Origin of the sequence: Streptomyces fagopyri (genome assembly GCF_009498275.1) — a bacterium.
Taxonomy (GTDB): domain Bacteria; phylum Actinomycetota; class Actinomycetes; order Streptomycetales; family Streptomycetaceae; genus Streptomyces; species Streptomyces fagopyri.
Map to the genome: position 1 here is coordinate 1047370 of NZ_CP045643.1, position 25575 is coordinate 1072944.

A 25575-nucleotide genomic window follows, 5' to 3' on the forward strand; every position below is an offset into this window, starting at 1 on the left:
GACAACTTCCTGATATCCGTGTGCGGGTCCGGCCGGTGCGCTGGACTGGCGCCTTCCCGTGCCGGCCGCCGCGGCGTCCGCCCCGGCCCTGCGCTGCCCTGCCCTGCCCTTCGCCGAGCCCGGTCGTGAGGTGCGGCCGAAGTTGCCCTGCGGCGAGGCTCGCGTCGCCTGACCGCTCGCCTCCCGCCGCCGCCCTCGACGCGGTGGGCGGTGTGCGCCAAGCGTGCGTGCGCACCCGCCGCGTCGCGGTCCCGGACCCACCCTCGCGGCGTCGCGCCGGTGAAGCCCGGGACGCGGCGCGGCCGGTTGCCCGGCGCCGGTTCAGGAGGCGGTGCGCGCCGTTCCACCGCCTCCGGTGGCGATGCCGCCCCGCGGTCGGAGGGCGGGGAAGGGACGTGCGTCCGGTTCGCACGTCGCTCCGGCGGGCGGGAGGGTGCCGTCGAGGAGGTAGCGGCTCTCGTACCGCCTGACGCACTCGCTGGGGTTGAGCAGGGCCGTGTGTCCGTACCCGTGGTTGGTGAGCAGACGGGCGGAGGCCAGATCCTCGGCCATGGCCTGTGCGCCCGTGTAGGGGGTGGCGGGGTCATAGGTGGTGCCGACCACCAGGACAGGGTGCGCCGTGGGCTCGTTCCACGGTCCGCGGTAGCGGTTCGCGGCGACGACCGGCCAGGTGGCACACGGTTCCGCGGCCCAGGTCCAGAAACGTCCGGCGTCACCCGCGCGGAGGGCGGCGGCCTCCTCCAGCGCGTGGTACACACCGGGGTCACGCGGAGTGGGGCTGTCGGAGCAGAGGATGGCACCGGCCTGCTCCACTCCCGTGTACGGCACCGGCACCGGCGGAGCGGGCGCCGGTGCCGCCGGCTTTGGAACGCGCCCCTGCCACAGGTCCCGCAGCGTGTCCGCGAGGTCCGTCCAGCCGGGGTGGACGACGTAGAGGGCGCTCACCACGTCACCGATGGTCCGGCCGTAGGTCCAGTCCCCGACCGGGTGCTGTCGCAGACGCAGCATCAACTCGTCGAACCTGTCCCGGGTCGCTCTCGCGCCGCCCGCGGAGAAGGCGCAGGCCGACGCCGGGGCGGACCCGCACAGGGTGAGGAACTGGTCCAGGGTCGCCGCGGCGCCGAGGTCCGAGCCCAGCCGCAGGAACGGTGTCAGCCGGGGTTCCGCGTCGGAGGCGTGGTTCGTCCAGGCCTGCGGGTCGATGTTGCTGTCGAGCACCATCGCCCGGACCTTGCCGGGGAAGAGGTTGGCGTAGGTGGCGCCGAGGAACGTGCCGTAGGAGATCCCGAGGTAGGTCAGCTGCGGGTCGCCCACCGCCTGCCGGAGCTGGTCGAGGTCCTGGGCGGTGTCGGCGGTCGAGACATGGCGCAGGAGTTCGGGGTCCCGCCGCTCGCAGCGCCGGCCCAGATCGTCGAACGCGGCGATCCAGTCCCTCCGCTGCTGTTCGCCCACCGGGAGACCGACCGGCTTGGACACACTCCAGGCGGCGGCTTCCCCCTGGGTCGCGAAGCAGTTCACCGCGGTGCTGTTGCCGACGCCGCGTGGATCCCAGCTGACGATGTCGAACCGCTCCCGCACCTCGCGCGGGAAGGACTCGTAGTTCTGCGGCATCTGCACCGTTCCCGGGCCGCCCGGGCCGCCGGGGTTGAAGAACAGGGTGCCCGCGCGGCGTCCCGGGCCGCTCGCCCTGTGTCGGACGACCGCCAGCTCGATGGTGCGGCGACCGGGGTCGCGGTGGTCCAGCGGTACCTCGGCGGTCGCGCAGTCGAACCCGGGTCCCTCGGGGCAGGGTTTCCAGTCGAGCCGCGGGACGGGTGCCGCGGGGAACGACGCCTCGGCCGGAGCGGGATCCGCCGCGGTGAGGACCGTGGAACAGAACACCGCCGACGCGATGACCACGGCCCCACGCCGACGGCTCGCCATGGAACCGGATATGGGCACGGTGTGTCCCTTTCGACGGAGGTCACCTCGGCGGTCCACCCAGTCGACTCCACCGTCCCGGGCGGAGCATCCACAGCTGAGCCGAAGGAGTGACCCGCTCGGCCGAGGCCGAGGACCGGGACGAGGACGAGGACCGGGACCAGGACGAGGACGAGGACCGAGGCCAGGACGAGGACCAGGACGAGGACCGGGACCAGGACCAGGACCGGGGCGAAGGCGGGACCGGCTTCACCCCGTCCTCACCCGGCGTCGAGTGACACCCTCGTGTCGCCGTCGTGCCGTTCCCCGGCGGGGGGCGGTGCGGTGCTGCCGCGCACCACCAGTTCGGTGGGGACGAGCGTCGTGCCGTGCTCCGTCCCGTCCAGGTGCATCCGCCGCAGGACGCCCTCCACGCAGAGGCGTCCCACCTCGGCGAAGTCCTGGTGCACCGTGGTCAGCGGCGGCAGGAAGGAACCGGCCTCCGGGATGTCGTCGAAGCCGATGACACTGACGTCCTCGGGGATGCGCAGGCCACGCTCGTGCAGGGCCCGCAGGAGCCCCAGCGCCATCTGGTCGTTGGCCGCGAACACCGCCGTGCACTCCCGCTCGTCCGCGAGTCGCATGCCCGCGCGGTAGCCGGACTCCGCCGACCAGTCACCCCGTACGAGCGGCGGTGTGAAGCGATCCTCCTCGGTCAGCGCGGCGCTCCAGGCGTCGGCGCGGCGCTGCGCCGCGAACGACTCCTCCGGACCCGCGAGGTGCCAGACCGTGCGATGGCCGAGGTCGAGCAGGTGCCGTACGGCGGCACGGGCTCCCCCGGCCTGGTCCGTGTCGACCACGGCGTAGCGGTCACCGGCGTCCGAGTCGGCCACGACGACCTGGACATGGGGAGGCAGGGAGATGGTCGCCGCGTCGAGCAGGTGCACTTCCATGATGGCGATGACGGCGTCGACGGCGAGCTCGCCCAGCCGGGAGAACGCGCCCCGCACCTCGTCCTGGGTGGGGACGGCGACGGGCAGGAGCGTCACGGCGTAGCCGTCCTGCGCCGCGGAGTTGGCGATCGCCTCCAGGGTGCGCATGTTGCCGGTGGTGGAGAGGTTGAAGGTGATCACTCCGATGGTGCGGAACTCACCGCGCTTCAGGGCCCTGGCAGCGCTGTTGGGCCGGTAGCCCAGTTCCTTCATCGCCGCCAGCACCTGCCGCCGGGTCTCCTCGTTGACACCGGCGTAACCGTTGGCCACCCGGGAGACCGTCTGCGAGGACACACCCGCCAGCCGCGCGACGTCCGCCATGGACGCGCCCTGCGTACGACGCCCCGCCCGTTTCCCCGTGCGGGTACGAGCCCGATCCAGGCCCGTCGACCCGCTGTCCGCAGTGTCCACCCGTCTCCCCTGCTCCCGAGTCACCGTTCCCCCGACGACTCTTGACCACCGACATTGGCGCAGTGTAGACATGCCGCCACCAGATGTTTACGTAAACATAACAGGCCAGGGCCCAGGGCGCGGCTGATGTTTACGCAAACATCGCGACGGCGTGAGACGCCGGTTCCGAGATGGACGAGCGAGGAACGACATGACGACGCTTCAACCTCCCGCGGCCGTGACCCGGCGCCCGGAGAAGCCTCCGGGGAAACGGGACCGCCGCTCCTGGACAGGCTGGGGGTTCATCGGCCCCTTCGCGGTGGTCTTCGCCTTCGTCTTCCTGGCTCCGATCGCGTATTCGATCTATCTCAGCCTCTTCCGCGACAAGCTCATCGGCGGAACGTCGTTCGTCGGCATCGACAACTACCGGCAGGCCCTCCAGGACCAGCAGTTCTGGGACTCCCTGGCCCGCGTCTCCCTGTTCCTGGTGATCCAGGTGCCGATCATGCTCGGCATCGCCCTGTTCGTGGCACTCGCCCTGGACAGCGGCCGCCTGTACGGCCGGGACTTCTTCCGGATCTCGATCTTCCTGCCGTACGCGGTGCCCGCCGTGGTCGCCACCCTGATGTGGGGCTTCATGTACGGCACGCGGTTCGGCCTGGTGGGCGACATCAACAGCGCCTTCGACGTCACCCTGCCCGACCCGCTCTCCTCGAACCTGATCCTGGCGTCGATCGGCAACATCGTCACCTGGGAGTTCGTCGGCTACAACATGCTGATCTTCTACTCGGCTCTGCGGGTGATCCCGCAGTCGCTGTACGAGGCGGCGGAGATCGACGGCGCCGGACAGGTCCGCGTCATCAGGGCCATCAAGCTCCCCGCGATCCGCGGCGCCCTGGTCATCGCGACGATCTTCTCGATCATCGGCAGCTTCCAGCTGTTCAACGAGCCGAGCATCCTGCGGCCGCTGGCGCGCAACGCCATCACGACGGACTACACCCCGAACTTCTACACATACTCACTGTCCTTCAACGGACAGCAGCACAACTACTCCGCGGCGGTCGCCATCATCATGGGGCTGATCACCATGGTCATCGCCTATGTCGTGCAGCTCCGCGGCATGCGCAAGGGAGCGTGACCCGATGAGCAGCACGAGCGGCCCCGTCACGGACGGCTCCCCCTCCGCACACGTCAGGTCGGGCGCGAGCGCCACGCCCAGGCTGCGCGCCTCCCGCAAGAACAAGCAGGTGAGCAGGCGCCCCAGACGCAGCGTTCTGCTGACCGTGCTCACGGGCCTGATCCTGGTCTACACCGTGGTGCCCCTGCTGTGGCTGGTCATCAGCGCCACCAAGACCCAGGAGGGACTCGCCCACTCGTCCGGGCTGTGGTTCAGCCACAAGTTCGCCCTGTGGAGCAACATCCACGACACGTTCACCTACCACGACGGCATCTTCGTCCGGTGGCTGCTGAACACCTTGCTGTACGTCGTGCTCGGCGCCGGCGGCGCCACCCTCCTGGCGATCCTGGGCGGTTACGCGCTGGCGAAGTTCAGGTTCCCCGGAAAGCGCGCCGTCTTCGCCGTGGTGATCGGTGCCGTGGCCGTCCCCGGTACCGCCCTGGCGGTTCCGACCTTCCTGATGTTCAGCAAGATGGGGCTGACCGACACGCCCTGGGCGGTGATCGTCCCCTCGCTCGTGTCGCCCTTCGGTCTGTATCTGATGTGGGTCTTCGCCAGCGAGGCCATCCCCACCGAACTGCTGGAGGCCGCCCGCATCGACGGAGCGGGCGAGATCCGCACCTTCTTCCAGGTGGCACTGCCCCTGCTCGCCCCCGGCACGGTGACCGTCCTGCTGTTCACCACGGTCGCGACCTGGAACAACTACTTCCTGCCGCTGATCATGCTCAAGGATCCGAAGTGGTACCCCCTGACCCTGGGCCTGGACGCCTGGAACTCCCAGGCCCAGACGATCGGCGGCGACGTCATCTTCAACCTGGTGATCACCGGTTCGCTGCTCACCATCGTGCCGCTGATCGCCGCGTTCCTGCTGCTGCAGAAGTACTGGCAGTCCGGGCTCGCCGCCGGAAGCGTCAAGGAATAGCACTGCCCCGGACCCCGTAACCCGACCTCTTTCTCTCCCCGTGTCCCACCCATGAAGAAGTCCCGCCCACGAAGAAGTGGAAGCACCTCCATGCGTAGAACCACCGGCCGCCTGCTGCGCGGCTTCACCGTCCTCTCCGTCCTCGCCCTCGGCGCGACCGCCTGCGGAGGCTCCGACGACAGCAGCTCCGGCCAGAAGGCGGTCTCCGCCACGGACATCCAGGCGGCCCTCAAGAAGGGCGGGTCGGTCACGGTCTGGGCCTGGGAGCCCACGCTGAAGACGGTCGTCGCCGACTTCGAGAAGAAGTACCCCAAGGTCAAGATCAACCTTGTCGGTGACCGGTCCGGCGACAAGCACTACACCGCCCTGTCGAACGCCATCGCGGCCGGCAAGGGTGTCCCCGACGTCGCCCAGGTCGAGTACTTCGCGCTGAGCCAGTACTCCCTCACCAAGGGCCTCAGCGACCTGGCCCCGTACGGCGCCGGCAAGCTCGCCGCCAAGTACACCCCGGGTCCGTGGAACGCCGTGAGCGACGGTGACAAGGTCTACGGCCTGCCGATGGACTCCGGCCCCATGGCGATGTTCTACAACAAGAAGGTCTTCGACAAGTACAAGATCGCCGTCCCGACCACCTGGGACCAGTACGTCGACGCGGCTCGCAAGCTGCACAAGGCCGACCCCAAGGCGTACATCGCCAACGACGCCGGCGACGCGGGCTTCACCACCAGCATGCTGTGGCAGGCCGGCTCGCGCCCCTACAAGGTCGACGGCACCAAGGTGGCGGTCAACTTCGAGGACGCGGGCGCCAAGAAGTACACCGACACCTGGCAGAAGCTCATCGACGAGAAGCTCCTCGCGCCCATCAACGGCTGGACCGACGACTGGTACAAGGGCCTCGGCGACGGCACCATCGCGACCCTGACCACCGGCGCCTGGATGCCCGCCAACTTCGTCTCCGGGGTGCCGAACGCCGCCGGTGACTGGCGAGCGGCCCCGATGCCGCAGTGGGCCGAGGGAGACAAGGCGACCGCGGAGAACGGCGGCAGTTCCCTCGCCCTGCCCGCGCTGGGCAAGAACAAGGAGCTCGCCTACGCGTTCGTCGAGTACGCCGACTCCGGCGCCGGCGTGCAGAGCCGCATCAAGGAGGGCGCGTTCCCCGCGACCAAGGCGGAACTCCAGTCCACCGACTTCCAGAACATCAAGTTCGACTACTTCGGCGGCCAGGAGGCCAACAAGATCTTCGCCGACTCCGCCGCGAACGTCGGCAGCGACTGGTCGTACCTGCCCTTCCAGCAGTACGCCAACTCGATCTTCAACGACACCGTCGGCAAGGCCTACATCTCCGGCACCAAGCTGGCCGCGGGTCTGAAGTCCTGGCAGGACGCCTCGATCAAGTACGGCAACGAGCAGGGCTTCACCGTCCAGAAGTAAGCACACGGGGGCTGCCGCTGAGCGGCGAACGCCCGGCGGCAGCCCCGGAACCCACCACGCACCATGCGCCACCCCGTGCAGCACATCGGAAGGACCGCCATGATCTCCACCCTCCTGTCCCAGTTGCGGCACGGGCCGGACGGTGATCCCACTCCCCGGCTCGCCTACGGCGCCGACTACAACCCGGAGCAGTGGCCGCGCGAGGTGTGGGAGGAGGACGTACGGCTGATGCGTGAGGCCGGCGTCAACATCGTCTCCGTCGGGATCTTCTCCTGGGCGCGCGTCCAGCCGGCCGAGAACGAGTGGGACTTCGGCTGGCTCGACGAGATCATGGACCTGCTGCACGCGGGCGGCATCGGCGTCGACCTGGCCACCGCCACCGCGTCGCCGCCGCCGTGGCTCACCACGGCGCACCCGGAGATCCTCCCGGTGACCGCCTCCGGCGAGACGCTGTGGCCCGGTGCGCGGCAGCACTGGCGTCCCACCTCTCCGGTCTTCCGCGAGCACGCGCTGCGCCTGGTGCGGACGATGGCGGAGCGGTACGCGGACCACCCCGCGCTGGTGGCCTGGCACGTCTCCAACGAACTGGGCTGCCACAACGTCTACGACTACTCCGACGACGCAGCCCGCGCCTTCCGTGGCTGGCTGCGCGCGCGCTACACGACGCTCGACGCCCTCAACCACGCCTGGGGCACGGCGTTCTGGTCGCAGCGCTACAGCGACTGGGAGCAGATCCTGCCGCCGCGGCTGGCCGCCTCCCACCCGAACCCCACCCAGCAGCTGGACTTCAAGCGCTTCTCCTCCGACGCGCTGAAGGACTACCTGCGCGCGGAGCGGGACGTGCTGCGCGAGCTCACGCCCGGGGTGCCGGTCACCACGAACTTTATGGTGATGGGGGGCACCAAGGGCATGAACTACGCGGACTGGGCCGCCGAGATCGACTTCGTCTCCAACGACCACTACGTGGTGCCCGGCCCCCAGGACCGGGACGAGCTGTCCTTCTCCGCCAACCTCGTCAGCGGGATCTCCGGCGGCCGTCCGTGGTTCCTCATGGAGCACTCCACCAGCGCCGTCAACTGGCAGCCCGTCAACGTGGCCAAGCGGCCGGGCGACCTCGCCCGCGACTCGCTGGTCCATGTGGCGCACGGCGCCGACGCGGTGTGCTTCTTCCAGTGGCGCCAGTCGGCGGCCGGCGCGGAGAAGTACCACTCGGCGATGGTCCCGCACGCCGGCGCCGACAGCGAGGTGTTCCGTGCGGTGACCGGCCTCGGGCGGACCCTGGAGGCGCTGGCCCCGGTCGCCGGGACCGAGCGCGAGCCGGCCCGGGTCGGCATCGTCTTCGACTGGGACTCCTGGTGGGCGAGCGAGCAGGACTCGCACCCGACCTCCCTCCTCGACTACCGGCAGGAGGCGCTGAACTGGTACTCCGCCCTCCTGGCCCTCGGCGTCCGCGCCGACGTCGTCACCCCGCAGGCCGAACTGGACCGGTACCAGGTCCTGATCGCGCCGGTGCTGCACGTCGTGCCGGCCCCGCTGGCCAAGGAGCTCACCCGGTACGTGGAGAACGGCGGCCACCTGATCACGACGTACTTCTCCGGTGTCGTCGACGAGAACGACCACATCTGGCTCGGCGGCTACCCGGGGGCCCTGCGCGATCTCCTCGGCATCCGCGTCGAGGAGTTCGGTCCGCTGCTCGGCACGGACACCGTCGACGTCGACGTGAACGGCGTGGCCGGTGGGGCGGCCGGTTCGGTGTGGACCGACCGGATCACCGTCACCGACCCGGCGGTCGAGGTGCTGGCCCACTACCGCAGCGGCACGTACGCCGACCGGCCCGCGGTCACCCGCCGTACCGTGGGCCAGGGTTCGGCCGCGTACGTGTCCACCCGGCTCGGAGCCGACGGGCTCACCGGCCTGCTGCCGGAACTGCTCGCGCCCGCCGGTGTCGGCAGTGAACTGCCGGACGGGGCACGCGGGAGCGTCGAGCTGATCGTGCGCCGCGGCGGTGGCAGCCGCTACCTCTTCCTGGTCAACCGGACCGACGAGACGGTGGCGGTGCCCGGGATCACCGGGGACGCGCTGATCGGCCGGACCGACGACGGGGGCGCCGTGGTCCTCTCCCCGAGGGACGTCGCCGTGGTGCGACAGCCCGCCCGCTGACACCCGGGGACACCCGGGACCGCGACGGTCCCGAGGGTTCCACCGCCGTGCCCCCACGCGCGGGCACGGCGGTGTGGTGGGCGCAGCCCACACGTACGAAGGCGACGCCCCGCTCCGGTCGCGCCGTGCGGCGCCGGAAGGAGTGTCAGGCCTCCCGGTCCGGGGCGTCCGGCGGGCGGCGCCGCACCCATGCGTACAGCGCCACCGAGCACAGCGCGGCGAACGCGCACCAGGTCGAGACGAACTCCAGCTCCCACAGCGCCCAGCAGATCAGCGCCCCCGCGCCGACGAGCAGCCCGAGCCGCCGGAGCAGCCGGTCGCCGGAGAGCAGCAGCGAGCCGACCGTGGCGAGCAGGTAGCCGCCGACGAGCAGCCCGGGATGGGGCAGATCGACCACGTAGCCGAGCGTGTGACCGCGGATCTCGGCGCGCACCGGACGGGTCACAAGAGCGAACGTGAGGGCGGCGGCGGTGGCCACGCCGATCACGAGCGGGACCTTGAGCCGGGGACGGGCGTGCCGGGGCGCCGCGCACAGGACCCCCGCCGACACCCACACGGGCAGCAGCGGAAGCGCGATGGCGGCCCAGGCGACGGTGGCGGGACCCGAACCCCCGCCGGAGTGCCAGACCAGGGACTCGACGATCTGATGGGCTCCCAGCAGCAGCGGCAGCGCGGCCAGCGGAAGATCCCGGGAGCGCCGCGCGCGCGTCACACAGGCCACTCCGACAGCGGCGATACCGGCACCGGCTGCCAGGTCGGCCGTCGCACTCCAGCACATCGCGTCACCATGGGGTCGGCCGTCACGGCATTCCAGCTCTACGGTGCCCCACGCTACGGCTCCCCCGGCCGATGCCCGGCACGGACACGGCGGCCGGGGTGACACGTCCGCGCGGTACGCGGGCCCGCACGGACACGGCGGCCGAGGTGACACGTCCGTGCGGTACGCGGGCCCGCACGGACACGGCGGCCGAGGTGACACGTCCGTGCGGTACGCGGGCCCGCCGGGGTGCCCGCACGGTGGCATCGCCGTCACCATCGAGGTCCACCGGACTCGTGGGCCGGCCGGTCGCCGTGCCCGCCCCCTGGGATGCTTCGCCCAGGACCGGGGCGGCCCGCGGGGTTCGCGGCGCCCGGGTGGCGCACGTGCCCGGTCGCCCCTGGCATGCTGCACCCATGCCGACGCCCATACAGCCGCGCTCGTCCGCCGAAACCCCCGCACTCCCGCCCAACGGCACGCGCGTGCGGGCCCGTTCGGTGGGTCAGCGGGTGCGCGGGGCGGGCCGTGTCCTGGACCGCGTGTCCCTCGACCTCGCTCCCGGACGGCTCACCGTGATCGCCGGCAGCAGCGGGGCGGGCAAGACCGTCCTGTTGCAGACGCTGGCCGGGCTGCGCGCTCCCACCGAGGGGTCGGTCCTGCACGACGGGGACCAACCCGGCTCGCCGGGGCCGGAGTTCGGGTTCGTTCCGCAGGAGGACATCATCCACCGCGAGCTGCCGCTGCACCGGACGCTGGTGTACGCGGCGAAGCTGCGGATGCCCACGGGCACGGCCGCCGAGTCGGTCACCGTGCGTGTGGACCGGGTCCTGGAGACGCTCGGCCTCGCCGCCCGGGCCTCGACGCCCGTGCACGCGCTGAGCGGCGGGGAGCGCAAACGGGCGTGCGTCGCCGCCGAGTTGCTCACCCGGCCACGGGTGCTGTTCCTCGACGAGCCCACCTCCGGGCTCGACCCGGTGACCGGGGCCGACCTGCTGCGGACCCTGGGCGCGCTGGCGGAGGAGGGCACCACCGTCGTCCTGACCACGCACACCCTCGCCGATCTGCTCCGCGGTGACCAGGTCGTGTTCCTCTCGCCCGGCGGCGAGGTGGCGTACTCCGGTGAACCGGGCGCGCTGTGCGGCGCGTTCGGGGTCGGCACGGTCGAGGAGGTCTACGAGGCGGTGGCGGGCGGGGCGCGTGTCGCGCGGGCCCTCCCGGCGGACGACGCGGAGACCGCCGCGCCGGGCGCCGGGCGGAGCGGCGCACCGGCGTCTCCCGTGCGGCCACCGCGGTCTCCTGTAAGGCCGCGGCGCGTCGGCGCCGTGCGGCAGTGGTCACTGCTCACCCGCCGCGGTACCGCGCTGCTCCTGCGCAACCGTCTCTCGGTCGCGGTCCTGGCCGGTTCGCCCGTGCTGATCGTGGCGATGTTCGCGGTGCTGTTCCGCGCGGGGGCGTTCGACCCCGCGGCGCCGGATCCCGGAACGACCGCGATGATCATGTTCTGGATCGCCTTCGGCGCGTTCTTCTTCGGGCTGACGTACGGACTTCTGCAGATCTGCGCCGAACTGCCCGTGGTGCGGCGCGAGTGGCTGGCCGGTCTGCGGATCGGGCCGTACCTCGCGTCGAAACTGACCACGACGCTGCCGTTGCTCGCGGTCGCGGACGCGCTGCTGCTGGTGGTGCTGCGGGCGCTGGACCGGCTGCCCGCGGCGGGGTGGACGACGTACGGGTCCCTGTTCGTGTCGAGTGTGCTGGCCTCGGCCGCCGCGCTGGCCATGGGGCTGCTCGCCTCGGCGGCGGTGACGGAGCCGGCGCAGGCGACGCTGATGCTGCCGCTGCTCTGTTTCCCGCAGGTGCTGTTCTCGGGGGCGTTCGTGCCGGTGCCGCGGATGACGGGGGCCGGGGAGGCGATCAGCCGGGCGATGACCAACCGGTGGGCGTTCGAGGCGCTGGGCGGCGGGGTCGGCCTGGAGTCGCTGTGGCGCGCGGGTGCCTCACCGCTGGGCCGTCCGCTGCTGGATTCGTACGGGGACTCGTTCGGTCGTCCGGCGGAGCGGGGCTGGCTGGTCCTGACGGGGTTCGCGCTGCTGTTCCTGGCGGTGGCGTGGGCGATCCTGGTACGCAAGTGCCGGGAGGGCGTGGCGCGGAGCCGGGCGGGGCGGTGACCGGTGGGCCCGCCCCGCACGTCGGCCGTCAGCAGCCCGCCCGGGCCGCCAGTCCGGCCACCCCCGGTATCCGGTCGCGGTAGGTCCGGGTCACGAACGTCAGGAACGTCTCGATGTCGCCGGGCTGTGAGGAGACACCCAGCGAGATGCGCACGGCGCCCGCCGACGGCAGTCGCAGCAGTTCCAGGTACTCCTCCAGCGAACCGACCCGCCGGCGCGCCACCGAACGCAGCAGACGCGGCCGGAGGGAGAACGCCGCTTCGCCGGCGCCCGGGTTGCAGAAGCATCCGGTGCGCAGCGAGATGCCGTGGGCGGCGCTGTCCCGGGTGACGATCCGTTCGTCTACGATCCGGCCGTCGGCTCCGAGCAGGTTCAGCGCGACCGTGCCGCCCCGGGCCGCCCCGGCCTGTTCGGGACCGTAGATCCTGACCATCGGGGACCCGTCGCCGTGGCGCAACGCCCGCAGCCCGTCGAGCAGTCGGGCGGTCAGGCGGGCGACGTGGGCGTGCACCCGGTCCATGCCGAGGCCCTCGATCCAGCGGAGGCCCGCGGTGACGTCCGGGATGGACAGGAAGTTCACCGTGCCGTCCTCGAAGGCCGCCTCGTCGTCCGCGAGGACGTGCCACCGGGCCTGGGCGCTGACCGCGAAGACGGTGCCGCCGGAGAACCAGGGGCGGCGCAGTCCGGCGAGGGCCGACCGGCGGGCTATCAGACTGCCGACACCGGTGGGATGGCCGAAGACCTTGTACCAGCTGACCACGGTGAAGTCCGGATGGAACCTGCTGAGGTCGAGCGGGCTCGCCGGGACGAACGCGGCCGCGTCGAGCAGGACGTGGTAGCCGGACTCCTGGGCCCGCGCGATCCATTCGAGCGGATGCCGGACCCCGGTGAAGTTGCTCTGCGCCGGATAGGCCAGCAGGCCGCGCGAGCCCGGCGCGCGCCGCCCGCGCGCCGGACCGGGCCGTCGGCGGCGTACGGAGAGCGCTCGGCGCAGCCGTTCCTCGTCGATCCGCAGACCGGGCCCGCTCACCGGAACGTATGCCGTCGACGCGCCGCCCGCGCGCGCGTACTCGCGCAGTCCGTTCACCGAGTTGTGGTTGTCGAGCGACATGACGAGCCTGCTTCCGCGCCTGAACGGATAGGCCTCCCCGACCAGGCGAAGGGCTCCCGTCGCGTTGGGCGTGAAGATCACGGCGTACTCGGCGGGATCGGCGTCGAAGTGCGCGAGGACGGCTCTGCGGGCCTCGGCCAGCAGCAGCCCCGAGGCGCGGGAGGCCGGGCTCTCGGAGTGCGGATTGCCGAACACCCCGCCGGTGATCCGCTCCGCGCTCGCGGTGACCAGCGAGGTCGGCGGAAGCCCCGCGCCCGTGTGGTCGAGGTAGGTGTGGCCGCCCTCGTCGAGGTAGCCGAAGTCGCGTGTCCGCAGTTCCGCGAAACGGTCGTCCCCCGCGCCCGCGCCGCTGTCGCCCGCGCGTCCGTCGCTCCGTGCCCTGGTCATGAGTCCCCTCCGCGCGGCCGGTCTTCCCCCGAGCCCCGGGACCGGCCCTCCATGAAGCTTCAACAAAGGTATCGCCACAGGTGGGTTCCCCCCTGTGCCGCGGTGGCGAAGGGTGATTGGGTGGGCCCGGCACACCTCTCGATCCGCAGGAGAACCTCGCCACCATGAGTAGCGCATACACGTACGAATACAAGGTCGTCACCTTCCGCGAGTCGCTCATCGGCGACGCGCTGGACAGCGACAAGCTGGAGAAGGTGCTGAACAAGCACGCCGAGGACGGCTGGGCGCTGAAGGCGATCACCTCCGCGGACGTGAAGGGCCGCATAGGTCCGGGCGCCGTCGAGGGGCTCCTCCTGACCTTCGAGCGGCCTCGCGGATAAGTCCGTTTACGTCTTTTTATGCCCGCTTGTGACCTCGTTGGAGTGCGCGGGACGCCGAGCCGGGGGATGCTGTTACTGATGGGACAGCGGATCCGCGAGTGAACTGACGCCGCCGGAGGCCTTCCGGGCCGGAGGGCCCCTGTCGGCTGTGCGGAGACCGGAGGCGAGCTGCAGGCCGCGGGCATCCCCACGGGCACCCCCGCCCGACCGCAGCCGGCCAGTGATGTCAGGACGGTGCGGCGATGATGAGCGACAGGACACTCGACCGTGGGGTCGTCTCCAGCCACACGGTGTTCGGCGCGCCGTGCTGGGTCAGTCTGACCACACGTGATCTGCGCGCCACCGAGGACTTCTACCACGCCGTACTGGGCTGGGAGTGGCATTCGGGCGCGCTGGGCGATCAGTACCGGTTCGCCCGGGTCAACGGGGTCCCGGTCGCGGGCGTCTCGGGGATGTCCGGGATCGGACCGAAGATGGCCACCTGGACCACCTACTTCGCCGTGGCCTCGGCGGACGAGACCGTGTCACGCAGCCAGGAGCGCGGCGGTACGACCGCGGTGGGCCCCATCTCCTTCCCACCCGGGCGGGCGGCACTGCTGGCCGACCGGGACGGCGCGGTCTTCGGTATCTGGGAGGGGCAGCTGGTGGCCGGCTGGGAGGCCTGGCGCCGGGCGGCACCGGTCTTCGTACGACTGCACACCCGGGACGCCTTCGACGCCGCGATCTTCTACGCGGAGGTCCTGCAGTGGGCTTCCTCGGACCCCGCTTCCTGCCAGGTCGACTACGAGGACAACGAGGTCGTGCTGCGCAGCCAGGGCGACGTCGTGGCCCGTATCCACTCGGGCGCGGTCGGGGCGGCACCGGACCCCACGATCAGGCCCCACTGGCGGGTCCACTTCGCGGTCGACGACGTGGAGACCTGCGCCCGCGCCGCACGCGCCCACGGGGGCACGGCCCACCAGCAGGGGGCCGGCTCCACGGAGGCGATCCTCAGCGACCCCGACGGGGCGCACTTCAGCGTGAGTTCCCAGGACAGCCGATAGACATGGGGCGGCGGCTGCCGCCCACCACCCACCGCCCGCCGCTGCTCTGCCGCCCCAGCCGCCGCCTGTCCATCCGTCCCACGTCCGACGGCGTCCGGGCCGGCACGTCGGCGCGCCCCACACCCGCCGGACCGGCACGTCGGCACGCCCCACACCCGCCCCGCACCCGTGGCGGAGGCGGTGCGGGGCGGGTGTGGGCAGGTGTGGGGCAGGACGGCCCGGGAGCGCCGCTCAGGGAAGCGGTTCGGCGGTGGGTGACACCGGCGACTGGTAGCCACCGCTGGCCAGCATCCGCACCTCTCCCGCGGAGCTGATCTCGGCGCGGAGTATCCCGGTGGGATCGGAGTACACCGGGTTTCCGCCCGGCCCGAGGGTGGCGGTGCGTTCGACGACCACCTCGTCCGTGATGACGCCGACACCTGATTCCTGATGGGTGAAGCTCAACCGGTAGCGGTCCGGGGTGTGCATCGTGACCTCCCGCGCCCGAGATACAAATGCGGGCAAATGACTTCCCTCCATGATGCGGCCAGATGCTCCCACCGGCACACGCGCCGAAGGACGCGGCCGTACGTCCCGTACCGGAGCCCCCCGCGCACCGTGCGGGGCCTCTCGCCTCAGGACGCCGGGCAGTGTAGACATGGGCACATGGTCCGACTATTGGGTCGCTCCCCGACTCGGTCGACCCCTCGCCCCCAAGGGCCGCGTGAGGGGACCGGACGCGCGGCGATCCTGAGGGCGGCGCTGAGCGGACGCAGCGTCGCGGGCCAGGTGTTCCTCCTGCAAGTGGTGATCGTGCTGGTGCTGGTCGTCTCCGCGGTGGTGGCGCTGGTGCTGCAGGTACGGCACGACAGCTCGCAGGAGGCCCGCAACCGCTCACTGGCAGTCGCCGAGACCTTCGCCAACTCGCCCGGTACCCGCGAGGCGCTGAGCGGTCCCGACCCCACGGCGGCGCTGCAACCGCGGGCGGAGGCCGCCCGCAAGGCGTCCGGTGTGGACTTCATCGTCGTGATGAACGCCGCGGGGATCCGCTACACGCACCCCAAGCCGGACCGGATCGGCAAGAAGTTCGTCGGGGACATCTCCCCCGCGCAGCAGGGCCGCACCAGCGTCGAGGAGGTCAACGGCACCATCGGACAGCTGGTGCAGGCTGTGGTTCCCGTCAAGGAACCCGGCGGCAAGGTCGTGGGGCTCGTGTCCGCCGGCATCACGACGGCGAACGTGGGCGGGGTCGCCAACCGGCAGCTGCCCCTCGTTCTGGCCGCCGCGGCCGCCGCCCTCGCCCTCGCCACGGCGGGGACGGCCCTCGTGAGCAGACGGCTGCTGCGCCAGACCCGTGGCCTCGGCCCGTACGAGATGACCCGGATGTACGAGCACCACGACGCGGTGCTGCACGCCGTCCGGGAGGGAGTGATCATCGCCGGCGGGGAGGGCCGGCTGCTGCTCGCCAACGACGAGGCGCAGCGGCTGCTGGATCTGCCCCAGGACGCCGAGGGACGGCATGTCCTCGAACTCGGTCTCGACCCGGACACCGCGGCCCTGTTGTCGTCCGGACGCGTCGTCACGGACGAGGTGCACCTGGTCGGGGACCGGTTGCTGGCCATCAACCAGCGGCCCACGGACCTCCAGGGCGGCCCGCCCGGCAGCGTCGCGACGCTGCGCGACTCGACCGAGCTGCGGGCGCTGTCCGGCAAGGCCGAGGTGGCACGGGAGCGGCTCAAACTGCTGTACGACATCGGGGCGGGCATCGGTACGAGCCTGGACGTGACCCGCACCGCCGAGGCGCTGGCCGAGGTGGCGGTGCCGCGGTTCGCGGACTTCGTCACGGTGGACCTGGCCGACTCGGTGCTGAACGGCGACGATCCGGAAGCGGGCACCGACGTGCGCCGTACGGCGTTCAGCGGGATCCGCGACGACGCGCCCCTGTACCCGGTGGGCGAGCACATCCGGTTCGTCGCCACCACCCCGCAGGCCCACAGCCTGCGGACCGGTGAGGCCGTCGTCGAGCCCGAGCTGGACGAGGCCCCCGGCTGGCTCGCCCAGGACCTCCGGCGCACCGGCCAGGTCGTGGAGTACGGCATCCACTCGCTGATCACCGTTCCGCTGCGGGTGGGCCCGCTGGCGATGGGCGTGGTCAACTTCTGGCGCTCCGAGAAACCGGAGCCGTTCGACGAGGAGGAACTCGCCCTCGCCGAGGAACTGGTCGCGCGTGCCGCGGTCTCCATCGACAACGCGCGCCGCTACACACGCGAGCACAACATGGCCGTGACACTCCAGCGCAGCCTGCTGCCGCGCAGCCTGCCCGAGCAGAGCGCCCTGGAGATCGCCTACCGCTACCTGCCGGCCCACGCCGGGGTGGGCGGCGACTGGTTCGACGTCCTGCCCCTGTCCGGCGCCCGCGTCGCCGTGGTCGTGGGTGACGTCGTGGGCCACGGACTGCACGCGGCGGCCACGATGGGCCGGCTGCGCACCGCCGTGCACAACTTCTCCTCCCTGGACCTCCCGCCCGACGAGATTCTCGGTCTCCTCGACGAGCTGGTCGCCCGCATCGACCTGGACGAGGCGACGGAGGAGAGCAACGCCGCGATCACGGGCGCCACCTGCCTGTACGCCATCTACGACCCGGCCTCCCGGCTCTGCACCGTCGCCCGGGCCGGGCATCCGCCACCCGCGCTGGTCCGGCCCGACGGCAGCGTGGAGTTCCCGGATGTGCCGGCCGGCCCCCCGCTGGGACTGGGCGGCCTGCCGTTCGACACGGCGGAGCTCAAGCTGGAGGAGGGCAGCCGTCTGGTGCTGTACACGGACGGTCTCGTCGAGGACCGCGACCGGGACATCGACGTCGGCCTCGAACTGCTGCGCACCGCCCTCACCGGGACCGGCCGCCGTTCCCCGGACGACATCTGCCGGGGCGTGCTCGACACCCTGCTGCCCGCCCGGCCCGGCGACGACATCGCCCTGATCGTCGCCGGCACACGGGTGCTCGACGCCGACCACATCGCCGAGTGGGAGGTTCCCTCCGATCCGGTGGCCGTCGGCGAGGTGCGCGCCGCGGTTACCCGTCAGCTCGCGGAGTGGGGACTCGACGAGCTGGCCTTCAGCACGGAGCTGATCCTCAGCGAGCTGGTCACCAACGCGATCCGTTACGGGAGTGGCCCCATCCAGGTCCGCGTGCTGCGCGACCACAGTCTGATCTGCGAGGTCTTCGACGGCAGCAGCACCTCGCCCCGGCTGCGCTACGCGGCCGGCACGGACGAGGGCGGACGGGGCCTGTTCCTGGTGGCCCAGGTCGCCGAGCGCTGGGGTACGCGCTATACGCCCGCCGGCAAGGTGATCTGGGCCGAGCAGCCGCTGCCCTGAGCTCGCGGGAAGCGGTCGCACGGCCCGCGGGACGGCCCCTGGTCCGGGCGTCACGGTGCCGTCCGCCGGTCGCCGGATTCCCCCGACGAGACGAATCCGGCGGATCCGGCTCCAATGGAGGGTGACGGCACACCACCGGCACGACAGCGCCGCCGAGCCCGCGTGGTCCCGCGGCGGTGCGATGGAGGTCCCCGATGCCCACTGCTCTGCGGCTGCTGCCCGCCCTCTCCGCCGAACACCGCGACCGGCTGATGACCGTCGCCCGGGAGGTCTCCTTCCCCGCGGACGGAAAGATCTTCGAGGCGGGGGGAACCGCGGACCGGTTCTGGGTGGTCCGCTCGGGAACCGTCTCGCTGTACCAGCAGGTCGTCGGGGAACGGCGCATCTCCGTGGCCACGCTCGGACCGGGTGATCTGCTCGGCTGGTCCTGGCTGTTCCCACCGCACCACTGGGACTTCGGCGCCGAGGCGTTCAGTCCGGTGCGCGCCTACGAGTTCGACGCCGGGGAGGTGCTCGGACTGTGCGCGCGGGATCCGGCGCTGGAGCTGTCCCTGACCCGGACCATCGCGGCGATCCTGGCCCACCGGCTCGAGACGACGCGGGCGGCCCTGATCGAGCACTACGCGCGCCACGGAGGCGGCGGTCTGCGCTGAGACGAGGTTCCCGCCGGCCGCGGTAGGAATCAGGGGTGACCGAGAACCCCGCCTCCCCGGGCCCCGCCTCCGCGAAGTCCGTGTCCACGCGTCCCGGCTCCGCGAACGCGGCGCCTTCGGAGCCCTCGCCCGTGCGCCCCGGCTCCTTCGAGCTGCTGCCCGGCGCCCGCGACTCCCCCGTCGTCCTGCACGTCCCGCACTCCTCGCGGCGCATACCGGTGCCGGTGCGGGCCGGCATCACGCTCGACGGGCCGGCGCTGGAGAGCGAGCTGGACCACATCACGGACGCGCACACCGCTGAGCTCGCCGAGCAGGCCTCGCGCGCCGCCGGCGTCACTCCGTGGCGGTTCGTCAACCGTCTGTCGCGTCTGGTGGTCGATCCCGAGCGTTTTCCCGACGAGCGGGAGGAGATGCGTGCCGTCGGCATGGGCGCGGTCTACACCCGCACGACACACGGCGCCCCGCTGCGCCCCGCCGACGCCGACCCGGAACCGCTGATCGGGCGCTACTTCCACCCGTACGCCCAGGCGATGACCGCCGCCGTGGCCGACCGGCTGGCCGTCACCGGACGGGCCGTGGTGATCGACGTCCACTCGTATCCGACCGCCCGGCTGCCGTACGAACTGCACGGTGGGGGACCTCGGCCGCCGGTCTGCCTGGGCACCGACGCCTTCCACACACCCGTCGGGCTGGTGGAGCACGCGCGGAAGGCGTTCGAGGGTGTCGGCGGTGTGGGGATCGACAGTCCGTTCTCCGGCGCCTACGTGCCGCTGCGCTTCCACGGCGCGGATCCACGGGTCACGTCCCTGATGGTGGAGATCCGGCGGGACACGTACATGAGCGAGCCCGGCGGCCCGGCCGGCCCGGGGCTCGCGCGTCTCGCCGCAGCGCTCGGGGCCCTGGTCGACGCCGTTTCGAGGTAGCCGTGCGGCGGGCCACCCTCTAGGGTCCTGGGTTCGGGGTGGGCGGACGCCCGGCCCCGGCCTCAGGGAGGACACGGGATCATGCCAGTCGTCGACGCGTGGATGCAGCACCCGACCGTCCGCCACGCCAACCACGAGATGTTCGAGTCGCTCCGCCGCTGGACGGGCATGGAACGCCTGCGGGAACCCCTTCCCGTCGAGGTCACGGTCGCGGCGCTGGCCGCGGCCGACGTCGAGATCGGGCTGGCCGCGGCCTGGTACGGGCCGGAGGGTCCCCTCGTGAGCAACGACGAGGTCGCCGGCTTCGTCGCCGGGTCCCGCGGACGGCTGCGCGGGGTCGCGGGGGTGGATCTGGCGAAGCCGGTCACGGCCGTGCGCGAGCTGCGCCGGGCCGTCGAGGAGCTGGGCTTCGTGGCCCTGCGGATCGTGCCGTGGCTGTGGCAGCTGCCGCCCACCGACCGGCTCTACTACCCGCTGTACGCGGCCTGCGTCGAGCTCGGCGTCCCGTTCTGCACCCAGGTCGGGCACACCGGGCCGCTGCGCCCCTCGGAGACCGGCCGGCCCATCCCGTACATCGACCAGGTCGCGCTGGACTTCCCCGAACTCACCGTCGTCTGCGGGCACATCGGCTATCCGTGGACCACCGAGATGATCGCGGTCGCCGACAAGCACGCCAACGTGTACATCGACACCAGTGCCTACACCGCGCGCCGCTATCCGCCGGAACTGGTCGGCTATCTCCGCGGCCGAGGACGCCGGAAGGTCCTCTTCGGCAGCAACTACCCCATGATCACGCCGAGTCGGGCACTGGAGCACCTCGGCGAGCTGGGCCTCGACGAGGAGACCACCGACTTGTTCCTCGCCGGCAACGCCCGGCGCGTCTTCCGCCTCGGCGATCATTCGTAGATGCTGGAAGCAGGTACCCGTTCGACTCCAGAGTAAGGGCAGCCCGCCGATGGCCTTGCAGATCAGCGCCACCAACCCGGAGCATCCCGCGCTCCTGCTCGAACTGCCCTGGCACCTGCCGCTGGAGGAATGGCCCGAGCACCACCTGGTCCCGCTGCCGCGCGGCATCTCGCGGCACGTGGTCCGTTACGCGCGCGCCGGCAGCGAGGTGGTGGCGGTCAAGGAGCTCGCGGAGCGGCCCGCCCTGCGCGAGTACGAGATGCTGCGCGGCCTGGACCGGCTGTCCATCCCCGCGGTGGACCCGCTCGCCGTGGTCACCGGGCGCACCGACGCCGACGGCGGGCCACTGGAGTCCGTCCTCATCACCCGGCACCTGGGCGGCTCGATGCCCTACCGGTCGATGTTCGAGACGACCATGCGGCCCGCGACCATGCACCGGCTGATGGACGCGCTGGCGGTGCTCCTGGTGCGGCTGCATCTGGCCGGGTTCGCGTGGGGCGACTGCTCGCTGTCCAACACGCTCTTCCGCCGTGACGCCGGAGCGTACGCGGCCTATCTGGTGGACGCCGAGACCGGCGAACTGCACCCCCGGCTGAGCGACGGGCAGCGGGAGTACGACCTCGATCTCGCCCGCGTCAACATCAGCGGCGAGCTGCTGGACCTGGAGGCGGCCGGAGCGCTGCACCCCTCCGTCGACCCGATCGAGTTCGGCAGGGAGATCTGCGCGCGCCACCGGAGCCTGTGGGAGGAACTGACCCGTACCTCCGTGTACCCGGCGGGCAAGCACCACTACATCGAGCGCCGCATCCGGCGCCTCAACGACCTCGGTTTCGACGTCGCCGAGATGCAGATCGCGCACTCCTCGAACGGCGACACGGTCACCTTCGTCCCCAAGGTCGTCGACGCGGGCCACCACCAGCGCCAGCTGCTGCGGCTGACCGGGCTCGACGCCGAGGAGAACCAGGCGCGCCGGCTGCTGAACGACCTGGAGAGCTGGATGGCCACCCAGGACGACTACGCCCCCGGCGGCCCTTCCGCGAGCTCGCCGGCCCGCACCGGAGACGGGTACGACCAGGCGGCGCGCCCCGAGGTCCTCGCCCACCGCTGGGTGCGCGACGTCTTCCGGCCCACCGTCCGCGCCGTACCACCCGAGCTGCGCGGTTCCATGGACCCCGCGGAGATCTATCACGAGCTGCTCGAACACCGTTGGTACCTGTCCGAGCGCGCCCAGCACGACATCGGTCTGGACTCGGCCGTCGAGGACTACGTCAGGACCGTCCTCCCCAAGGTCCGCGAGTCGCTGCTGCCACCGCCGAAGGGCCCCGTCGAGCCCGCGTGAGGCGGTTGCAGAGCGAAGGCGACCGTTCATACATACGATTGAGCGTGGACCGGCCGACCGGCGCCGAACGGTGTGCGCGGCCGGGACGGCATCGACCTGCTCGGGGTGGGAGACGTATGGCACAGGCCGCCGGTACAGCGCGGACCGTCATTCTGACCGTGGATGACGATCCGGGAGTGTCGCGTGCCGTGGCGCGCGACCTCAGGCGCCGCTACGGCGAGTCGCACCGGATCGTGCGCGCGGAGTCCGGGGACACCGCCCTGGAGGCGCTGCGGGAGCTGAAGCTGCGCGGTGACCAGGTGGCGGTGATCGTGGCCGACTACCGGATGCCGCAGATGAACGGCATCGAGTTCCTGGAGCAGGCGCTCGACGTCTACCCGGGCGCGCGCCGGGTGCTGCTGACCGCGTACGCGGACACGAACGCGGCGATCGACGCGATCAACGTGATCGATCTGGACCACTACCTCCTCAAGCCCTGGGACCCACCGGAGGAGAAGCTCTATCCGGTGCTGGACGATCTGCTGGACGCCTGGCGGGCCAGCGACTTCCGGCCCGTGCCGACCTGCAAGGTGGTCGGGCACCGGTGGTCGGCGCGCTCCTCGGACGTACGCGAGTTCCTGGCCCGCAACCAGGTGCCGTACCGCTGGTACTCGTCGGACACGCCGGAGGGGCGGCGGCTGCTCTCCGCGGCCGGTCAGGACGGGGAACGGCTGCCGCTGGTGATCACGCCGGACGGCACGCCGCTCGTCGAGCCGGCCGACCCGGACCTCGCGGCCCAGGTCGGGCTGGCCACGACCCCCACCGAGGAGTTCTACGACCTGGTCGTCATCGGCGGTGGTCCGGCCGGCCTGGGGGCCGCCGTGTACGGCGCGTCCGAGGGGCTGCGGACGGTGCTCGTGGAGCGGTCTGCGACCGGCGGCCAGGCGGGGCAGAGCTCGCGCATCGAGAACTATCTCGGCTTCCCCGACGGGGTGTCCGGCTCCCAGCTGACCGGGCGGGCGCGCCGGCAGGCGGCGAAGTTCGGCGCCGAGATCCTGACCGCGCGGGAGGTGACGGGTCTGGAGGTCACCGGCGCCTCACGCGTCATCCGCTTCTCCGACGGCTCCGCGATCGCCGCGCACGCGGTGATCCTGGCGACCGGCGTCTCGTACCGGCAGCTGGAGGCCCCGGGACTGGCGGACCTCACGGGCTGCGGGGTCTTCTACGGCTCGGCGCTGACCGAGGCGGCCTCCTGCCAGGGCCAGGACGTGTACATCGTGGGCGGGGCCAACTCGGCCGGACAGGCCGCCATGTACCTGTCGCGTGGGGCCAAGTCGGTCACCCTGCTCGTCCGGGGCTCCTCGCTGACCGCGTCGATGTCGCACTACCTGGTCCAGCAGATCGAGGAGGCCCCCAACATCTCGGTGCGCACCGGCACGGTCGTCGAGGCCGCGCACGGCACGGACCATCTGGAGCAGCTCACCCTGCGGGACGTGACGAGCGGGCACACCGAACTCGTCGACGCCCAGTGGATGTTCGTGTTCATCGGCGCGGCCCCCCTCACCGGCTGGCTGGAGGGTACGGTGCTGAGGGACACACGCGGATTCATCATGGCGGGGCCCGACATGACCGTCGACGGGCAGCCGCCCAAGGGCTGGGAGCTGGACCGGCCGCCGTATCACCTGGAGACCAATGTGCCCGGTGTGTTCGTGGCCGGGGACGCGCGTGCCGAGTCCGCGAAGCGGGTCGCTTCCGCGGTCGGAGAAGGAGCCATGGCCGTCATGCTCGTCCACCGTTATCTGGAGCAGTCGTGAGCCCGCGGCCGTTGCCCTGCGACAAGAGCGAGCTCGGCACCCTGTTCCTGTTCGAGAAGCTGGACCAGGACCAGTTGGAGCGACTGTGCCGCGAAGGCCGGGTGGAGCAGTTCGACGCCGGTCCGGTCTACACCGAGGGTGACGAGGCCACCTGTTTCTACGTGCTGCTGGAAGGCACCGTCGTGATGTCGCGCCGGGTCGGCGCCGACGACGTGGAGATCAGCCGCAGCTCCCAGCGCGGGGTGTACGCGGGGGCCATGCAGGCCTATCTGAACGGACCGGACCAGACGTTCTACAAGGGGTCGATGAGGGTCACCGTGCCCTCCCGCTTCTTCGTCCTGCCCGCCGCGACCTTCGCCGCGGTCCTGCGGGACTGGTTCCCGATGGCCGTCCATCTGCTCGAAGGGCTCTTCTTCGGCAGCCAGAACACGCAGCGGACCATCGGCCAGCGCGAGCGGCTGCTCGCGCTCGGCTCGCTGTCGGCCGGGCTGACGCACGAGCTCAACAATCCGGCCGCGGCGGCGGTACGGGCCACTTCCACCCTTCGGGACCGAGTGGCCCACATGCGGCACAAGCTCGGCGCCATCGCCTCGGGCCCGTACGCCCGCGACACCCTGGAGACGCTCATCGAGATCCAGGAGCGCACCGCCGAACGGGTGGCGAAGGCAACGCCGTTGAGTCCGCTCGAGGCCTCCGACCGGGAGGATTCGCTCGGTGACTGGCTGGAGGACCACGGCATCGCCGGGGGCTGGCAGCTCGCGCCGACGTTCGTGCAGGCGGGACTCGACACGGACTGGCTGGACCAGGTCGCGGCGACGGTGGACGAGGACACCCTCGAAGGCGCGATCCGGTGGTTGAACTACACCGTGGAGACCGAGCTCCTCATGACCGAGATCGAGGAGTCCACGACCCGTATCTCGCACCTGGTGGACGCGGCCAAGCAGTACTCCCAGATCGACCGCGCGCCGTACCAGGTCGTCGATGTGCACGAACTCCTGGACAGCACACTGATGATGCTCGCCGGGAAGATGGGCTCGGGCATCAAGGTGACCAAGGACTACGACCGCACGGCGCCGCGGATCCCCGCCTATCCGGGCGAGTTGAACCAGGTGTGGACGAACCTCATCGACAACGCCGCCTCGGCGATGGAGGGCGAGGGCAGGCTGACCGTGCGGACCGCGCACGACCACGACCAACTGCTCGTCGAGTTCCGGGACACCGGCCCCGGGGTGCCGGCCGAGATCCGCGACCGCATCTTCGATCCGTTCTTCACCACCAAACCGGTGGGTGAGGGCACGGGGCTCGGACTGGACATCTCCTGGCGGATCGTCGCCAACAAACACCACGGGAGCCTGTCGGTGCAGTCCGTCCCCGGTGACACCCGTTTCCAGGTCCGTCTGCCGCTGACCGCGGCGGACACCGAAACGCCCGAGGAGGCGTCATGACCCTGCCCGCCGGAATCGACCCGTCCGTCCCGCCGAGCGGCGCGGGGTGCGGTGACTGCGACGCTGTCGACGGCTGGTGGTTCCATCTGCGGCGGTGCGCGCAGTGCGGTCACATCGGCTGCTGCGACGACTCACCGTCGAAGCACGCCACCGCCCACGCGCAGAGCACCGGACATCCCGTCATCCGCAGTTACGAGCCCGGCGAGACGTGGTTCTGGAACTTCGAGACGAACGAGATGTACGAGACGGGCCCCGATCTCGTCGCCCCCGAATGCCACCCCCTGGACCAGCCCACGCCGGGCCCCGCGGGACGCGTGCCCGCGAACTGGGCGGACACGCTGCGCTGAC

General features: G+C 71.6%; 21 protein-coding genes. 16 read left to right on the forward strand and 5 right to left on the reverse strand.

Features of this window, described 5'->3' with window-relative positions:
* Positions 1-321: 321 nt before the first annotated feature.
* A complete protein-coding gene (locus GFH48_RS04440; RefSeq protein ID WP_228120346.1) occupies positions 322-1941 on the reverse strand; it encodes an alpha/beta hydrolase in 1620 nt (539 codons plus the stop codon).
* An 89-nt stretch (positions 1942-2030) separates the two neighbouring features.
* On the opposite strand from GFH48_RS04440, the gene GFH48_RS04445 reads away from it, so the two are divergent.
* Complete coding sequence (locus GFH48_RS04445) at positions 2031-2198, forward strand: hypothetical protein (RefSeq protein WP_153286996.1); 168 nt, start codon at positions 2031-2033, stop codon at positions 2196-2198.
* On the opposite strand, the gene GFH48_RS04450 is transcribed toward GFH48_RS04445, so the two are convergent.
* The gene (locus tag GFH48_RS04450; RefSeq protein ID WP_153286997.1) at positions 2181-3212 is read right to left on the reverse strand and encodes a LacI family DNA-binding transcriptional regulator; all 1032 of its coding nucleotides are present in this window, start codon (positions 3210-3212) and stop codon (positions 2181-2183) included. The genes GFH48_RS04445 and GFH48_RS04450 overlap by 18 nt on opposite strands.
* Before the next feature lie 280 nt (positions 3213-3492).
* Between GFH48_RS04450 and GFH48_RS04455 the strand changes: the two genes are divergently transcribed.
* The 4 genes from GFH48_RS04455 to GFH48_RS04470 all read left to right on the forward strand — a co-directional run bounded on the left by GFH48_RS04455 (position 3493) and on the right by GFH48_RS04470 (position 8971).
* Positions 3493-4419, forward strand: coding sequence for a carbohydrate ABC transporter permease (locus GFH48_RS04455; protein ID WP_153286998.1), 927 nt, complete (start codon positions 3493-3495; stop codon positions 4417-4419).
* Positions 4420-4423: 4 nt separating this feature from the next.
* Positions 4424-5380: a carbohydrate ABC transporter permease gene (locus GFH48_RS04460; protein WP_153286999.1), complete on the forward strand. Its 957-nt coding sequence runs from the start codon at positions 4424-4426 to the stop codon at positions 5378-5380.
* A 90-nt stretch (positions 5381-5470) separates the two neighbouring features.
* On the forward strand, positions 5471-6811 hold the full coding sequence (locus GFH48_RS04465) for an ABC transporter substrate-binding protein (protein WP_153287000.1): 1341 nt from the start codon (positions 5471-5473) through the stop codon (positions 6809-6811).
* 99 nt (positions 6812-6910) lie between these two features.
* On the forward strand, positions 6911-8971 hold the full coding sequence (locus tag GFH48_RS04470; RefSeq protein WP_153287001.1) for a beta-galactosidase: 2061 nt from the start codon (positions 6911-6913) through the stop codon (positions 8969-8971).
* 145 nt (positions 8972-9116) lie between these two features.
* Here the strand turns inward: GFH48_RS04470 and GFH48_RS04475 are convergent, their stop codons facing one another.
* Positions 9117-9749 (reverse strand): DUF6629 family protein, encoded by a 633-nt coding sequence (locus GFH48_RS04475; RefSeq protein WP_153287002.1) that lies wholly within the window; start codon positions 9747-9749, stop codon positions 9117-9119.
* 395 nt (positions 9750-10144) lie between these two features.
* Between GFH48_RS04475 and GFH48_RS04480 the strand changes: the two genes are divergently transcribed.
* Entirely contained in the window at positions 10145-11893 is a 1749-nt protein-coding gene (locus GFH48_RS04480) for an ATP-binding cassette domain-containing protein (protein WP_153287003.1), read from the forward strand.
* A gap of 28 nt (positions 11894-11921) precedes the next feature.
* On the opposite strand, the gene GFH48_RS04485 is transcribed toward GFH48_RS04480, so the two are convergent.
* Complete coding sequence (locus GFH48_RS04485) at positions 11922-13391, reverse strand: aminotransferase class V-fold PLP-dependent enzyme (protein WP_153287004.1); 1470 nt, start codon at positions 13389-13391, stop codon at positions 11922-11924.
* 164 nt (positions 13392-13555) lie between these two features.
* On the opposite strand from GFH48_RS04485, the gene GFH48_RS04490 reads away from it, so the two are divergent.
* Together GFH48_RS04490 and GFH48_RS04495 are read left to right on the forward strand one after the other, a co-directional pair.
* Positions 13556-13771, forward strand: a complete 216-nt coding sequence (locus tag GFH48_RS04490) for a DUF4177 domain-containing protein (RefSeq protein WP_046728804.1) — start codon at positions 13556-13558, stop codon at positions 13769-13771.
* Between the two features lie 242 nt (positions 13772-14013).
* Positions 14014-14814: a VOC family protein gene (locus GFH48_RS04495; RefSeq protein ID WP_153287005.1), complete on the forward strand. Its 801-nt coding sequence runs from the start codon at positions 14014-14016 to the stop codon at positions 14812-14814.
* 231 nt (positions 14815-15045) lie between these two features.
* Here the strand turns inward: GFH48_RS04495 and GFH48_RS04500 are convergent, their stop codons facing one another.
* Entirely contained in the window at positions 15046-15282 is a 237-nt protein-coding gene (locus tag GFH48_RS04500; protein ID WP_228120348.1) for a DUF6296 family protein, read from the reverse strand.
* A 177-nt stretch (positions 15283-15459) separates the two neighbouring features.
* Here GFH48_RS04500 and GFH48_RS04505 point away from each other — a divergent pair, with 177 nt between their 5' ends.
* From GFH48_RS04505 to GFH48_RS04540, 8 genes are all read left to right on the forward strand, one after another.
* Entirely contained in the window at positions 15460-18168 is a 2709-nt protein-coding gene (locus GFH48_RS04505; protein ID WP_153287006.1) for a SpoIIE family protein phosphatase, read from the forward strand.
* A 194-nt stretch (positions 18169-18362) separates the two neighbouring features.
* Positions 18363-18821 carry a Crp/Fnr family transcriptional regulator gene (locus GFH48_RS04510; RefSeq protein WP_153287007.1) on the forward strand — a complete coding sequence of 153 codons (459 nt, stop codon included), beginning with the start codon at positions 18363-18365 and terminating at the stop codon, positions 18819-18821.
* Between the two features lie 131 nt (positions 18822-18952).
* Positions 18953-19744 carry an N-formylglutamate amidohydrolase gene (locus GFH48_RS04515; protein ID WP_153292716.1) on the forward strand — a complete coding sequence of 264 codons (792 nt, stop codon included), beginning with the start codon at positions 18953-18955 and terminating at the stop codon, positions 19742-19744.
* A gap of 81 nt (positions 19745-19825) precedes the next feature.
* Positions 19826-20650 carry an amidohydrolase family protein gene (locus GFH48_RS04520; RefSeq protein ID WP_153287008.1) on the forward strand — a complete coding sequence of 275 codons (825 nt, stop codon included), beginning with the start codon at positions 19826-19828 and terminating at the stop codon, positions 20648-20650.
* 49 nt (positions 20651-20699) lie between these two features.
* The gene (locus tag GFH48_RS04525) at positions 20700-21989 is read left to right on the forward strand and encodes a DUF4032 domain-containing protein (protein WP_153287009.1); all 1290 of its coding nucleotides are present in this window, start codon (positions 20700-20702) and stop codon (positions 21987-21989) included.
* 116 nt (positions 21990-22105) lie between these two features.
* A complete protein-coding gene (locus GFH48_RS04530; protein ID WP_153287010.1) occupies positions 22106-23782 on the forward strand; it encodes an FAD-dependent oxidoreductase in 1677 nt (558 codons plus the stop codon).
* A complete protein-coding gene (locus tag GFH48_RS04535; RefSeq protein WP_153287011.1) occupies positions 23779-25227 on the forward strand; it encodes an ATP-binding protein in 1449 nt (482 codons plus the stop codon). The genes GFH48_RS04530 and GFH48_RS04535 overlap by 4 nt, the downstream gene beginning before the upstream one ends.
* Positions 25224-25574, forward strand: a complete 351-nt coding sequence (locus GFH48_RS04540; protein WP_153287012.1) for a UBP-type zinc finger domain-containing protein — start codon at positions 25224-25226, stop codon at positions 25572-25574. The genes GFH48_RS04535 and GFH48_RS04540 overlap by 4 nt, the downstream gene beginning before the upstream one ends.
* The last annotated feature ends 1 nt before the right edge of the window (position 25575 follow it).

Coding starts and splice junctions, on each gene's coding strand:
- GFH48_RS04450 (WP_153286997.1), bottom strand. CDS start 3,212: ATGGCGGACGTCGCGCGGCTGGCGGGTGTGTCCTCGCAGACGGTCTCC.
- GFH48_RS04455 (WP_153286998.1), top strand. CDS start 3,493: ATGACGACGCTTCAACCTCCCGCGGCCGTGACCCGGCGCCCGGAGAAG.
- GFH48_RS04460 (WP_153286999.1), top strand. CDS start 4,424: ATGAGCAGCACGAGCGGCCCCGTCACGGACGGCTCCCCCTCCGCACAC.
- GFH48_RS04465 (WP_153287000.1), top strand. CDS start 5,471: ATGCGTAGAACCACCGGCCGCCTGCTGCGCGGCTTCACCGTCCTCTCC.
- GFH48_RS04470 (WP_153287001.1), top strand. CDS start 6,911: ATGATCTCCACCCTCCTGTCCCAGTTGCGGCACGGGCCGGACGGTGAT.
- GFH48_RS04475 (WP_153287002.1), bottom strand. CDS start 9,749: ATGTGCTGGAGTGCGACGGCCGACCTGGCAGCCGGTGCCGGTATCGCC.
- GFH48_RS04480 (WP_153287003.1), top strand. CDS start 10,145: ATGCCGACGCCCATACAGCCGCGCTCGTCCGCCGAAACCCCCGCACTC.
- GFH48_RS04485 (WP_153287004.1), bottom strand. CDS start 13,391: ATGACCAGGGCACGGAGCGACGGACGCGCGGGCGACAGCGGCGCGGGC.
- GFH48_RS04490 (WP_046728804.1), top strand. CDS start 13,556: ATGAGTAGCGCATACACGTACGAATACAAGGTCGTCACCTTCCGCGAG.
- GFH48_RS04495 (WP_153287005.1), top strand. CDS start 14,014: ATGATGAGCGACAGGACACTCGACCGTGGGGTCGTCTCCAGCCACACG.
- GFH48_RS04500 (WP_228120348.1), bottom strand. CDS start 15,282: ATGCACACCCCGGACCGCTACCGGTTGAGCTTCACCCATCAGGAATCA.
- GFH48_RS04505 (WP_153287006.1), top strand. CDS start 15,460: ATGGTCCGACTATTGGGTCGCTCCCCGACTCGGTCGACCCCTCGCCCC.
- GFH48_RS04510 (WP_153287007.1), top strand. CDS start 18,363: ATGCCCACTGCTCTGCGGCTGCTGCCCGCCCTCTCCGCCGAACACCGC.
- GFH48_RS04520 (WP_153287008.1), top strand. CDS start 19,826: ATGCCAGTCGTCGACGCGTGGATGCAGCACCCGACCGTCCGCCACGCC.
- GFH48_RS04525 (WP_153287009.1), top strand. CDS start 20,700: ATGGCCTTGCAGATCAGCGCCACCAACCCGGAGCATCCCGCGCTCCTG.
- GFH48_RS04530 (WP_153287010.1), top strand. CDS start 22,106: ATGGCACAGGCCGCCGGTACAGCGCGGACCGTCATTCTGACCGTGGAT.
- GFH48_RS04540 (WP_153287012.1), top strand. CDS start 25,224: ATGACCCTGCCCGCCGGAATCGACCCGTCCGTCCCGCCGAGCGGCGCG.